This is a genomic window from Mycobacterium malmoense (assembly GCF_019645855.1).
GTDB classification, from domain to species: domain Bacteria; phylum Actinomycetota; class Actinomycetes; order Mycobacteriales; family Mycobacteriaceae; genus Mycobacterium; species Mycobacterium malmoense.
In genome coordinates this window covers 2,960,567-2,972,978 of record NZ_CP080999.1, presented here as the reverse complement: position 1 = coordinate 2,972,978, position 12,412 = coordinate 2,960,567, and the positions used below count along the sequence as shown (strand labels likewise).

Below are 12,412 nucleotides of genomic sequence, written 5' to 3'. Positions count from 1 at the left end.
CCAGGCGTGTCACGCCGGGATAAAATATCAGCCCGGGTAACGCCGCGGGGTGAACACTCGGTCGCCGAAATCATCTGAGTACCATTGGGTTTGCGATGATCCGACGATCAGCAGGCAGTGCATGTCGACGTCGGCGGGATCCAGATCGGCCAGCCGCACGACGCGGACCTCTTCGTCGGGCCCGGACACGGGTCCGGATACCGAGCGGCCGACCACCACCGGCGTGCCCGGTTCGCGATGGGCCAGCAACACGTCGCGCATCGCGCCGACCTGCCACGTCCGCGTCTTCGACGCCGGATTGTAGATGGCCAGCACCAGATCGGCGGCGGCCGCGGCGGCCAGCCGCGCGGAGATCACCTCCCACGGCTTGAGCCGGTCCGACAGCGAGATCACCGCGTAGTCGTGACCCAACGGGGCACCGACCCGGCTGGCGACGGCCTGGGCGGCGGTCATCGCCGGAATCACCCGGATCCGCACTCCCGGCCACTGTTTGGCCTCCTCCAAGACCGCGGTGGCCATCGCGAACACCCCCGGATCGCCCGACGACACCACCGCGACGGCATTTCCCTGCTCGGCCAGCGCGCACGCTAGCCGGGCACGCGCGGGTTCGTCGGTGTTGTCGCTGGGATGGCGTCGCTGGCCGTCGCGGACCGGGACGCGGTCCAGGTAGCCGGCGTATCCGATCAGATCGGTCGCGGTGGCCAGCTCGCGTCGGCTCTGCGGCGTCATCCAGTCGAGATCGCCGGGACCCAGGCCCACCACCGCGACGGCGCCGGCCGCCGCTTCGCGGCGCCGCCCGCCCGGCAGCATGGCCAGCGAGAAGTACGGCACGCCGGCCTCGTCGACCTGCGCGGCGGGCAGGATGCGTTGTCCGGGCGTGCTGGCCCGCTCCACGTAGAACGCGTCATCAAGTTGTCCGGATACCGAAAGCGCCTCGCGCACAGCCTGATACGAACGGCCCAGCTTGAGCACCACCGCGGCGTCGGTGTCGGCGAGCCGGCGGGTGAGTTCCGCGACCGGCAGGGTGCCCGGCAGCACCGTGAGCACCTCGTCGCCGGCCACCAGCGGTGTCGCGATGGCCGCCGACGCGGCGCTCACCGACGTGACGCCCGGCACGATGATGGCGCTGAACCGCTGCGTCAGCCGGGTGTGCAGGTGCATGTAGGAGCTGTAGAACAGCGGGTCGCCCTCGGCGAGCAGCGCCACGTCGCGTCCCTCGTCGAGGTGCGCGGCGATGCGGCGCGTGGCCTCGGCGTAGAAGTCCTCGATCGCACCGGCGTAGCCGCCGGGATGGTCGGTCACCTCGGTGGTGACCGGGTAGATCAGGTGCTCCTCGATCTGACCGGGCCGCAGGTACGGTTCGGCGATGCCGCGGGCGATGCTGCGGCCATGCCGGGCGCTGTGATAGGCCACCACGTCGGCCTCACCGATCACCCGGGCGGCCTTGACCGTCACCAACTCCGGGTCGCCCGGCCCCAATCCGACTCCATATAGCCTGCCCCGCTGGGTCATTCGGCGTCGCTCGCGATCGCGTTGACGGCGGCCGCGGCCATGGCGCTGCCGCCGCGACGCCCCCGCACCACCAGATAGGACATGCCGCGCGGGCGGTCGATGAGCTCCTGCTTGGACTGCGCCGACCCGACGAATCCGACCGGCCCGCCCAGCACCGCGGCCGGCGGCGGAACCCCCTCGTCGATCAGTTCCAGCAGCCGGAACAGGGCCGTGGGTGCGTTACCGATCGCCAGCACCGCGCCGGCCAGCCGGCCGGCCCACAGTTCCACGCCGGCCGCCGACCGGGTGGTGTGCCGGCGCGCGGCCAGTTCGGCCGCGCGCGGGTCGGCCACCAGCGACACCACCTCGTTGCCGGCCGGGAGCCGCGCGGTGGTGATCCCGGCGGCCACCATCGACGAATCGCAGAGCACCGGTGCGCCGCTTCGCAGGGCGGCGCTGGCCCGCGTGACGACGTCGTCGGTGTAGGCGACGTGCTCGGCGACGTCGACCTGACCACAGGTGTGGATCAACCGGACCACGACCCGCGCGACTTCGTCCGGGAATCGCGTCAGGTCGGCTTCGGCGCGGATGGCCGCGAACGACTGGCGATAGATCTCCGCCGCGTCGCGGATGTAGTCGAGCACCCGCTCACCCTAAGACCTGAACAGTCTGTATCCGTCTCCGGTGGCAACCAGCACCTGACCGGCCGGCGGGCTGCCGCAGGCGCGTTCGCAGCCGACGAAGTGGCGGTGCACGGTCGGCGGCGCGTCCAGCGCCCGTGCCGCGTCGGCCCGCACGTCGGCGGCCGAGCGCGCGCACCCGGGGCTGCCGGTGCAGGCGCTGACGCTCAGCCAGGGGGAGCCCTCGTCGAAAACCAGGCCCAACGGCGCCAGCACCCGCAGCGCCGTGTCGGCTGCGGCCTCGTCGAGATCGCACACCAGCACCGATCGCCACGGCGTGACCACCAGCGGCGCCTCGACCGCGGCAAGATACTCCGCGACGCGTGCCGGCAGGAGCCCGAGCGGCACCGCGGCGCCCAGCGTGACCCGGCCGTCTTGTTGGCCGATCCAGCCCACCGGCGGCTTGGTGACGGGCGGAAAGGCGGCGCCGAGTTCGACGCCGGGCCACAACGCGGCGATATCGGCCAGTTCGTCGACGCGCCAAGCCTTTCCGCGCATCTCGACGAACCGCGCGGCAACACCGATCAGCGTCTCGACCACCTCGCCAACGGCCAGCCGCACACCGGCGTCCCGTCCGGCCAACAGCAGCGCCACGCCGTCGTCTCGGACATGCGCACCCACGTCCGCGCCCAGTCCTGAGATGTCGGCGCGGCCGTCGTCGAGGCCGAACCAAAACCGGCCCCCCAGCTGTGCGAGCGTGGGCTCGGCGCAAATCGCCGCGTCCAGCTCGCCCACCCACGCCCGCACGTCGGCGCGCCCGCCTACCCGACCGGACAGCGGCGAGGCGACGATGTTGCGGGCCCGCTCGTGGGTCGCCGACGGCAACAGCCCAGCGCGGGTGATCGCGTCGGCCACCGCCGCCACGTCGGTGATGCCGCGCAACTGCACGTTGCCGCGGGCGGTCAGCTCCAGCGTTCCCGAGCCGAAACCGCTTGCCAGGCGGGCCAGCGTCGCCAACTGGGCCGCGGTGATCGTCCCCCCGGGCAGCCGGACCCGTACGAGGGCGCCGTCGGCCGCCTGGTGCACCTGTAGCGCGCCCGGGCAGGCGTCGGTGTCGCGGGCCCTGGCCATTCACCCACGGTAGCGGGCCAAGATTGCCTCAGACAGAAGCAAACCCTTACTCGGTCGCCGGCTTCGCCCTAGCGTTCGTTACGCGACGCCGTGGTGCGTCTTGCTCGTATGCCCCCGATCGTGAGGAGCGTCGACACCGTGAGCATCGGCACCGCGCTGGCTGCCGCGTCGACCGAGACCGACCCCGCCCGCGCCGCCGGCCGGACCGGGCTGTGGGCGCGCCGCAGATGGGAAATCGTCCGCATCGCTTCGCCGTTGGCGCTGCTCGCCCTGTGGCAGCTGGGCAGTGCGACCGCCGTCATTCCCCAGGATGTGCTGCCCGCCCCGTCGCTGATCCTCCAGGCCGGCCTCGAGTTGGCCCGCAACGGCCAGCTCGCCGACGCGCTGGAGGTGTCCGGCGTGCGGGTGACCGAGGGGCTGGTGCTGGGCGCGGCGCTGGGGCTGCTGCTCGGTGCCGCGGTCGGCCTGTCCCGCTGGTTCGAGTCGACGGTCGACCCGCCGATGCAGATGATCCGCGCGTTGCCGCATCTGGGCCTGATCCCGCTGTTCATCCTCTGGTTCGGAATCGGCGAGCTGCCCAAGGTGCTGCTGGTCGCGTTGGGCGTAACCTTCCCGCTCTACCTCAACAGCTACTCGGCGATCCGGCAGGTCGATCCGAAACTGTTCGAGACCGCCCAGGTGCTGGGCTTTTCGTTCTGGCAGCGGTTCACGCGGATCGTCGTGCCGAGCGCGGCGCCGCAGGTGCTCGTCGGTTTGCGGCAGTCGCTGGCGATCGCCTGGTTGACGCTGATCGTGGCCGAGCAGATCAACGCCGACAAGGGAATCGGCTTCCTCATCAACAATGCCCGCGACTTCTTGCGCATCGACATCATCATCTTCGGGCTGACCGTCTATGCGCTCCTGGGCATCGCCACCGACGCGATCGTCCGCGTCATCGAGCGCCGGACGCTGCGCTATCGACAGTGAAAGGTTAAGTTTGACAGCCATTGCGGAACCCGATGCGGCGGAACGGGCGCGTGCCGAGATCGCCGGAGAGCTGCGTCACGTCGACAAGTGGTATGGCCGCCATCATGTGCTGGTCGACGTCTCGTTACAGGTGGTAAGCGGCGAGATCATCGCCCTCGTCGGCCGCAGCGGCTCGGGCAAGTCGACGGTGCTGCGGGTGCTGGCCGGACTCTCGCGAGACCACGGCGGCGATCGCGTGGTCGCCGGCGCTCCGGCGTTGGCATTCCAGGAGCCGCGCCTGTTCCCGTGGCGTGACGTGCGAACCAACGTCGGCTACGGCCTCACCCGCGGCCGGCTGCCGGCGGCGCAGGTTCGGCAACGCGCCGAACGGGCGCTAGCCGACGTAGGGCTGGCGGACTACGCCGGTGCCTGGCCGCTGACGCTGTCGGGCGGTCAGGCCCAACGCGTTTCGCTGGCCCGGGCGCTCGTCGCGGAGCCGCAGCTGCTGCTGCTCGACGAACCTTTCGGGGCGCTGGACGCCCTGACCCGGCTGACGATGCGCACCCTGCTGCTGAGCCTGTGGCGTCGACACGGGTTCGGTGTGCTGCTGGTTACCCACGATGTCGACGAGGCCGTCGCGCTCGCCAACCGGGTGCTGGTCTTTGAGCAGGGCCGCGTCGTTCACACGGTGACGATCCAGGAGCCGCGGCGCCCGCCGGGCGATCCCGGTCATCACACCGAACAGCACCGTGCCGAACTGCTCGACCGTCTCGGCGTGCGGTTCTAGTCATGGGATGAGGATTCGTCGCGCTCATCGCGGTATTCGGACTGCTGTTGAGCGGATGCGTTTCGCACCAGGCCCGCTCGGGCCCGAAGGCGGCCCCAGCCGCCGCGACTCGCCGACCTGTTCGCGGCGTCGGGCCAGCTTCAATCGTCGCCGAAATTCGCCGACTGGGTCGATCGTCGATTCAACGAGGCGCTGCGGCCGAACCTCGACGCCCAGTCAGCGCAGGCACACTCATGCCCGCGAGGACGGTGGAGCACGCTCGCGAGCGCCCAGGGCGAAGCGCCGAGCCCGGCTACGGTACGAATGAGGGGTGCCCGAGCCGACCATCCTGCTGCTGTCGACGTCCGACACGGACCTGATCAGCGCCCGCTCCAGCGGCAAGAACTATCGGTGGGCCAACCCGTCGCGGTTGCTTGACCACGAATTGCCCGAGCTGCTCGCCGACGCGTCGATCGTGGTGGTCCGGATCCTCGGCGGCTACCGCGCCTGGCAGGCCGGCATCGACGCGGTGACCGCCAGCGGTGTCCCGACGGTCCTGGTCAGCGGGGAACAGGCCGCCGACGCCGAGCTGACCGGCCTGTCGACGCTGGCGGCCGGCATCGCCGTGCAGGCGCACATCTACCTGGCCCACGGCGGCGTGGACAACCTGCGCCAGTTGCACGCCTTCCTCTCGGACACGGTGCTGATGACCGGCTTCGGGTTCGCGCCGCCGGTGGTGACGCCGACCTGGGGCGAGCTGGAGCGGCCTGCCAACACCGACGGCCCGACGATCGCGGTGCTCTACTACCGCGCGCAGCACCTGGCCGGCAACACCGCCTACGTCGAATCGCTGTGCCGGGCAATCGAAGACGCCGGCGGGCGACCGCTGCCCGTCTACTGCGCCTCCCTGCGCACCGCCGAACCCGAACTGCTGCAACGGCTCTCCGACGCCGACGCCATGGTGGTCACCGTGCTGGCCGCCGGGGGGCTGAGACCGGCGACGGCGGGGGCCGGCGGTGACGACGACAGCTGGAACGTCGAACACCTTGCGGCCCTGGACATCCCGATCCTGCAGGGCCTGTGCCTGACCAGCCCCCGCGACCAATGGCGCGACAACGACGACGGCCTGTCCCCGCTCGACGTGGCCAGCCAGGTGGCGGTGCCCGAGTTCGACGGCCGCATCATCACGGTCCCGTTCTCGTTCAAGGAGATTGACGACGACGGGCTGATCGCCTACGTCGCCGACCCGGAGCGCTGCGCGCGGGTCGCGGGCCTGGCGCTCCGGCACGCGCGGCTGCGGCACGTCGCCCCCGCCAACAAGCGTGTCGCCCTGGTGTTCTCGGCCTACCCGACCAAGCACGCCCGCATCGGCAACGCGGTCGGGCTCGACACCCCGGCCAGCGCGGTCGCGCTGCTGCGGGCGATGCGCGAGCGCGGCTACCAGGTGGGTGATCTGCCCGGCGTCGAGGCGAACGACGGTGACGCCCTGATCCACGCGCTGATCGAACGCGGCGGGCAGGACCCCGACTGGCTCACCGAAGGGCAACTGGCGGGCAACCCAATCCGGGTGTCCGCCAAGGACTATCGCGACTGGTTTGCTTCCCTGCCCGCCGAATTCACCGACGCGGTGACCCGGCACTGGGGGCCGCCGCCCGGCGACCTGTTCGTGGATCGCAGCAACGACCCCGACGGCGAGATCGTCATCGCCGCAATGCGATCCGGCAACCTGGTCCTGATGGTGCAGCCGCCCCGCGGCTTCGGGGAGAACCCGGTCGCCATCTACCACGACCCCGACCTGCCGCCGAGTCACCATTACCTGGCCGCCTACCGTTGGCTGGACATCGGATTCGGCGCTCACGCGGTCGTGCACCTGGGCAAGCACGGCAACCTGGAATGGCTGCCGGGCAAGACGCTGGGCATGTCGGCGGCTTGCGGGCCCGACGCCGCGCTGGGCGACCTGCCGCTGATCTACCCGTTCCTGGTCAACGACCCCGGCGAGGGCACCCAGGCCAAGCGGCGCGCGCACGCGGTGCTCGTCGACCATCTCATCCCGCCGATGGCGCGCGCCGAAACCTACGGCGACATCGCGCGTTTGGAGCAGCTGCTCGACGAGCACGCCAACGTGGCCGCGCTGGATCCCGGCAAGCTGCCCGCCATCCGCCAGCAGATCTGGACGCTGATCCGGGCCGCCAAGATGGACCACGATCTGGGGCTGACCGAACGCCCGGAAGAGGACTCGTTCGACGACATGATCCTGCACGTCGACGGGTGGCTGTGCGAGATCAAGGACGTCCAGATCCGCGACGGCCTGCACATCCTGGGGCAAAAGCCCACGGGGGAGGCCGAACTCGACCTCGTGCTGGCCATCCTGCGGGCCCGCCAGCTGTTCGGCGGCGAGCATGCCCTGCCCGGCCTGCGGCAGGCATTGGGCCTGGCCGAGGACGGCACCGACGAACGGTCCTCGGTCGACCGGGCCGAGGCCGTGGCCCGCGAACTCGTTGCCGCGCTGCAGGCCGCCGGCTGGGATCCCGACGCGGCCGGCCGGCTCACCGACGACGCCGACGTCGCGGCGGTGCTGCGCTTCGCCGCCACCGAGGTGGTGCCCCGGCTGGCCGGCACGGCCGCCGAAATCGACCAGGTATTGCGGGCGTTGGACGGCTGGTTCATTCCTGCCGGCCCGTCGGGCTCGCCGCTGCGCGGTCTGGTCAACGTGCTGCCCACCGGGCGCAACTTCTACTCCGTCGACCCCAAGGCGGTGCCGTCCAGGCTGGCCTGGGAGGCCGGTGCGGCGCTGGCGGATTCGCTGCTGACCCGCTACCGGAACGACCATGGCCGGTGGCCGCAATCGGTCGGCCTGTCGGTGTGGGGCACCTCGGCGATGCGCACCGCCGGCGACGACATCGCCGAAGTCCTTGCGCTGCTGGGTGTTCGGCCGGTATGGGACGACGCGTCGCGGCGGGTCGTCGGCCTGACGCCGATCCCGCTGGCCGAGCTGGGCCGCCCGCGCATCGACGTGACCGTGCGGATCTCCGGGTTCTTCCGGGACGCCTTCCCGCACGTCGTCACCATGCTCGACGACGCGGTGCGGCTGGTCGCCGACCTCGACGAACCCGCCGACAAGAATTACATCAGAGCGCATGCCCAGGCCGACCTGGCCCAGCATGGCGACCAACGCCGTTCCACCACAAGGATTTTCGGGTCCAAGCCGGGAACCTACGGCGCCGGCCTGCTGCAGCTGATCGACAGCCGAAACTGGCGCGACGACGGCGACCTCGCGCAGGTGTACACCGCCTGGGGCGGATTCGCCTACGGGCGCGGTTTGGACGGTCGGCCAGCAACCGAAGATATGAACCGCCAGTACCGGCGCATCGCGGTGGCCGCCAAGAACACCGATACCCGCGAACACGACATCGCCGACTCCGACGACTACTTCCAATACCACGGCGGCATGGTCGCCACGGTGCGCGCGCTGACCGGCCAGGCGCCGGCCGCCTACATCGGCGACAACACCAGGCCCGACGCGATCCGCACCCGCACCCTCTCCGAGGAGACCGCCCGGGTTTTCCGCGCCCGCGTGGTCAATCCCCGCTGGATGGCGGCGATGCGCCGGCACGGCTACAAGGGCGCGTTCGAGATGGCCGCGACCGTCGACTACTTGTTCGGCTACGACGCCACCGCTGGGGTGATGGCCGACTGGATGTACGAACAGCTCACCGACCGCTACGTGCTGGACCCGGAGAACCGCAAGTTCATGGCGGAATCCAACCCATGGGCGCTGCACGGCATGGCCGAGCGGCTGCTGGAGGCGGCCGGTCGCGGCATGTGGGCCGACCCGCAACCGGAAACCCTGGACGGGCTGCGCCGGGCGCTGTTGGAAGCCGAGGGTGACCTCGAGGGCTGACCCCGCCAACCCTGGCGAGCAGACGCGGAATCGCACGCGCAAGGCCCGCGCAGTGCGATTCCGCGTCTGCTCGCGAGGTAGGTTGGCACCCGTGACGCCCACTTTTGCCGACCTCGCCAAGGCGCGATACATCCTGCTGACCACCTTCACCAGGGATGGCCGGCCCAAGCCGACTCCGATCTGGGCCGCCTTGGACGGAGAGCGCGGCGATCGCCTGCTGGTGATCACCGAGTCAAAGTCGTGGAAGGTCAAGCGGATTCGCAACACACCCCGCGTGACGCTGGCCACCTGCACCATGGGCGGCCGCCCGACCAGCGAGGCCGTCGAGGGCACCGCGGCCATCCTCGACAAATCGCAAACCGCCGCCGTCTACGACGCGATCGGCAGGCGGTACGGCATCGTGGGCAAGGTCTTCAATTTCGTCAGCAGGCTGCGCGGTGGCATGCACAACAACGTCGGCCTCGAGCTCAAGGTGGCCCAAAGCTAACGCTTCGACCCGGCCGTCAGCTACCCAGGTGCTGGCCGAAGAACGCGAAGACCCGGCTCCAGGCGTCGTCGGTGGCGGCCCGGTCGTAGCCGAAACCCGTGATGCGCAGCAGCGGCTGGGCGGGAAGCGTGTTCGCGAAGCTGTGCCCGGCGCCGGAGTAGACCTTGATGTCGGCGGCGATCTGCTTGGCCGCGGTCACTTCGCGCAGCCGGTCGGGCGCGCCCCTACCCATCGGGTCACGGCCACCGAAGCTGGCCACGATCGGGCACGCCCCCTCCAGCGTCTGACTCAGATTGCGCGGCAGGGGAGTGCCGTAGAACGGCGCAGAGGCACCAAAACCCTTGGGCGACATAACGAGCGCAAACTGCCCGCCCATGCAGAAACCCGCGATGCCGACACGCCCCGAGCACTCCGGCATGGCCTGCAGGTGATCGCGGGCGGCCAGAATGTCGTCAAGGGCGCGACCCCGCTGCGTCATCAGCTCCCGCATGACCCGGGTGATGCAGCGGATGCGCCCACCCCGCGAGTACATGTTCGGAGTCAGCGCCACATAGCCGGCCCGGGCGATGCGGTCGTTGATCGCCTCCTTGTCCCGGCCGTAACCGATCGCGTCGTGGATCACCACCACACCCGGCCACGGGCCGTCACCCTGCGGAAGGCTCAGCAGGGCATCGATCGGTCCGTCGGGGGTGTCGATCTGAATCGTCGTCATAGCGTCATCTAACTGCAGCCACCAGGGGAACTCGAGCGTGCCCCACAGACGTTGACGTCACATGCTGTCGCGGCTGTTGCTGATCTATGCCGTCGTCGAGCTCGGGGTGATTTTCGCGCTGGTCTCGACGATCGGGTGGGGCTGGACGCTGCTGGTGCTGCTGGCCACCTTCCTGCTCGGATGGGGCCTATTGGCCCCGATGGCCGGGTCGCAGCTCATTCGCAAAGTCGGGCAGCTGAGGTCCGGCCTGACCGAACCGCGCTGGGGGCACCGCCCGCTTGCGGGGGACGCCGTCAGCGACGGCGCGCTGATCACGCTGGCCACCGTCCTGGTCCTCGTTCCCGGTTTGGTCACCACGGTGACGGGGCTATTGCTGCTGGTTCCGCCGATACGGTATGTCGCCGGCCCCGGATTGACCGCGATCGGGATACGGGGTTTGCGACGGCGGGTGCCGCTGATCACCGAGACCACGGTCTTCGGGGCCGACTCGCGCCGCGGCTATTCGGGCGACGGCCGCGACTACATCGACGGCGAGGTCATCGACGTTGAGGACTTCGACCCGCCCGCCGGTCCGAACGATCCGACCCGCGGTGGATTCCCGGGACGGCCCGGCTGGGATTGATCGCCCGGCGCGCCCCCACGCGTAGTTTTGGCCCGTGACCCACGCTGATCGTCCTGCTTTTACACGGGCCGTTTCACGGCCCGCAGCGTCGCTGGACGAGACCGACCGCTCCATCACGCTGCTGGTCAACGGGCGGGTGCACAGCCCGACCCACCCCGACGCCACCGCCATGGCCGTCCGCGGGGATGTCATCGCGTGGCTGGGCGGCGACGAGGCCGCCCGCGGCCAGTTCCCGGGCGCCGAGGTCGAGGACCTGGACGGCGGCTTCGTAACGCCGGGATTCGTGGACAGCCACATCCACGTCACCGCCACCGGCCTGACGCTCAGCGGGCTGGACCTGCGGCCGGCGCGCTCGCGCGCGCAGTGCATCCGGATGGTCGCCGACTATGCTGACGCCCACCCGGGCCAGCCGGTGTGGGGGCATGGCTGGGACGAATCCTCGTGGCCCGACAACACCCCGCCGAGCACCGGTGAGCTGGATGCCGCACTCGGTGACCGGCCCGCCTACCTGGCCCGCGTCGACGTGCACTCCGCGCTGGCCTCAACGGGCCTGCGACGGCTGGTCCCAGACTTACCCGCGGCGGCCGGTTTCGCCGCCGAGCGGCCGCTCGTCGGCGACGCGCACCACCTGGTCCGGGCCGTCGCCCGTGACCTGCTGACCGCCGAACAGCTGGCCGACGCCCGGACGGCGGCGCTGGACGCCGCCGCGGCGGCCGGCATCGTCGCCGTGCACGAATGCGCCGGCCCGGAAATCGGCGGGCTCGACGACTGGTTGCGGCTGCGTGCCCTCGATCACGGCGTCGAGGTGATCGGCTACTGGGGCCAGGCGGTGACCACGCCCGCACAGGCCCGCGCGTTGATGGACGAGACCGGAGCCCGCGGGCTGGCCGGCGACTTGTTCGTCGACGGGGCGCTCGGGTCGCGCACCGCCTGGCTGCACGAGCCGTACGCGGACGCCTCGCAACGCACCGGCACCTGCTACTTGGACCCCGACGTCATCGAAGCCCACGTGCGGGCCTGCACCGAGGCGGGGGTCACCGCGGGTTTCCACGTCATCGGCGACGCCGCGGTCTCGGCGGCCGTCGCGGCCTTCGAACGGGTCGTCGCCGACCTCGGGGTGGCCGCCGTCGCCCGCTGCGGGCACCGCCTCGAGCACGTGGAGATGGTCACCGCCGACCAGGCCGCCAAACTGGGCGCCTGGGGCGTCATCGCCAGCGTGCAGCCCACTTTTGATGCGCTGTGGGGCGGCCCCGACGGCATGTACGCCCGGCGGCTTGGCTCCGAACGAGGCGGTCAACTCAACCCGCTTGCGCTGTTAGCATCCCAAGGCGTGCCCCTCGCGCTCGGTTCCGACGCCCCGGTAACGGGCCTTGACCCGTGGGTAAGCGTGCGCGCGGCGGTCAATCACCACACCCCGGGCAGCGCGGTCTCGGCACGGGCGGCATTTGCTGCCGCGACCCGCGGCGGCTGGCGGGCCGCCGGTGTCCGAGACGGCCAGACGGGGACCCTGGTGCCCGGGGCGCAGGCCTCCTACGCCGTGTGGGACGCCGGGGCCCTCGACATCCACGCACCTCGCGACGCCGTCCAGCGCTGGTCCACCGACCCGCGTTCGCGGGTACCCGCCCTACCGCGGTTGGGCCCGACCGACGCCCCGCCGCGCTGCCGCCGAACCGTGCACCGAGGCGCTGTCATCCATGGCTAGGTCATGGTTCGGCCGCAAGGGGCGCCCCGACCGCG

Annotated in this window: 10 protein-coding genes and 1 pseudogene; 7 read left to right on the top strand and 4 right to left on the bottom strand. The window is 70.9% G+C overall.

The features are described from left to right. Positions 1–27 precede the first annotated feature (27 nt). Genes K3U93_RS13785 through cobG form a run of 3 tightly spaced genes read right to left on the bottom strand, consistent with a single transcriptional unit; the run spans position 28 to position 3,242 of the window. Positions 28–1,512: a precorrin-2 C(20)-methyltransferase gene (locus tag K3U93_RS13785; protein ID WP_083011035.1), complete on the bottom strand. Its 1,485-nt coding sequence runs from the start codon at positions 1,510–1,512 to the stop codon at positions 28–30. Then, a complete protein-coding gene (locus K3U93_RS13780; RefSeq protein ID WP_083011036.1) occupies positions 1,509–2,135 on the bottom strand; it encodes a precorrin-8X methylmutase in 627 nt (208 codons plus the stop codon). Before K3U93_RS13780 ends, K3U93_RS13785 begins: the two co-directional genes overlap by 4 nt. A 9-nt stretch (positions 2,136–2,144) precedes the next feature. Beyond that, positions 2,145–3,242 (bottom strand): precorrin-3B synthase, encoded by a 1,098-nt coding sequence (gene cobG / locus K3U93_RS13775; protein ID WP_083011037.1) that lies wholly within the window; start codon positions 3,240–3,242, stop codon positions 2,145–2,147. Between the two features lie 108 nt (positions 3,243–3,350). Between cobG and K3U93_RS13770 the strand changes: the two genes are divergently transcribed. The 5 genes and pseudogenes from K3U93_RS13770 (at position 3,351) to K3U93_RS13755 (ending at position 9,341) form a co-directional block, all read left to right on the top strand. Then, a complete protein-coding gene (locus K3U93_RS13770) occupies positions 3,351–4,208 on the top strand; it encodes an ABC transporter permease (protein WP_083011038.1) in 858 nt (285 codons plus the stop codon). Positions 4,209–4,218: 10 nt separating this feature from the next. Continuing rightward, positions 4,219–4,974: an ABC transporter ATP-binding protein gene (locus K3U93_RS13765; protein ID WP_230981254.1), complete on the top strand. Its 756-nt coding sequence runs from the start codon at positions 4,219–4,221 to the stop codon at positions 4,972–4,974. A gap of 105 nt (positions 4,975–5,079) precedes the next feature. Beyond that, positions 5,080–5,181: pseudogene (locus K3U93_RS25690) on the top strand (ABC transporter substrate-binding protein); the annotation flags it as partial. A gap of 103 nt (positions 5,182–5,284) precedes the next feature. Then, a complete protein-coding gene (gene cobN, locus K3U93_RS13760; protein WP_083011040.1) occupies positions 5,285–8,854 on the top strand; it encodes a cobaltochelatase subunit CobN in 3,570 nt (1,189 codons plus the stop codon). A 91-nt stretch (positions 8,855–8,945) separates the two neighbouring features. Further along, positions 8,946–9,341, top strand: a complete 396-nt coding sequence (locus tag K3U93_RS13755; protein WP_071509942.1) for a PPOX class F420-dependent oxidoreductase — start codon at positions 8,946–8,948, stop codon at positions 9,339–9,341. Between the two features lie 16 nt (positions 9,342–9,357). Here K3U93_RS13755 and K3U93_RS13750 read toward each other — a convergent pair whose 3' ends face one another. Further along, positions 9,358–10,053, bottom strand: coding sequence for a dienelactone hydrolase family protein (locus K3U93_RS13750; protein WP_071509943.1), 696 nt, complete (start codon positions 10,051–10,053; stop codon positions 9,358–9,360). Positions 10,054–10,114: 61 nt separating this feature from the next. On the opposite strand from K3U93_RS13750, the gene K3U93_RS13745 reads away from it, so the two are divergent. Both K3U93_RS13745 and K3U93_RS13740 read left to right on the top strand, forming a co-directional pair. After that, on the top strand, positions 10,115–10,675 hold the full coding sequence (locus tag K3U93_RS13745; RefSeq protein WP_071509944.1) for an FxsA family protein: 561 nt from the start codon (positions 10,115–10,117) through the stop codon (positions 10,673–10,675). Between the two features lie 169 nt (positions 10,676–10,844). Beyond that, a complete protein-coding gene (locus tag K3U93_RS13740) occupies positions 10,845–12,377 on the top strand; it encodes an amidohydrolase (protein WP_139797031.1) in 1,533 nt (510 codons plus the stop codon). Positions 12,378–12,412 lie beyond the last annotated feature (35 nt).

Coding starts and splice junctions, on each gene's coding strand:
- K3U93_RS13785 (WP_083011035.1), bottom strand. CDS start 1,512: ATGACCCAGCGGGGCAGGCTATATGGAGTCGGATTGGGGCCGGGCGAC.
- cobG (WP_083011037.1), bottom strand. CDS start 3,242: ATGGCCAGGGCCCGCGACACCGACGCCTGCCCGGGCGCGCTACAGGTG.
- K3U93_RS13770 (WP_083011038.1), top strand. CDS start 3,351: ATGCCCCCGATCGTGAGGAGCGTCGACACCGTGAGCATCGGCACCGCG.
- K3U93_RS13750 (WP_071509943.1), bottom strand. CDS start 10,053: ATGACGACGATTCAGATCGACACCCCCGACGGACCGATCGATGCCCTG.
- K3U93_RS13745 (WP_071509944.1), top strand. CDS start 10,115: ATGCTGTCGCGGCTGTTGCTGATCTATGCCGTCGTCGAGCTCGGGGTG.
- K3U93_RS13740 (WP_139797031.1), top strand. CDS start 10,845: ATGGCCGTCCGCGGGGATGTCATCGCGTGGCTGGGCGGCGACGAGGCC.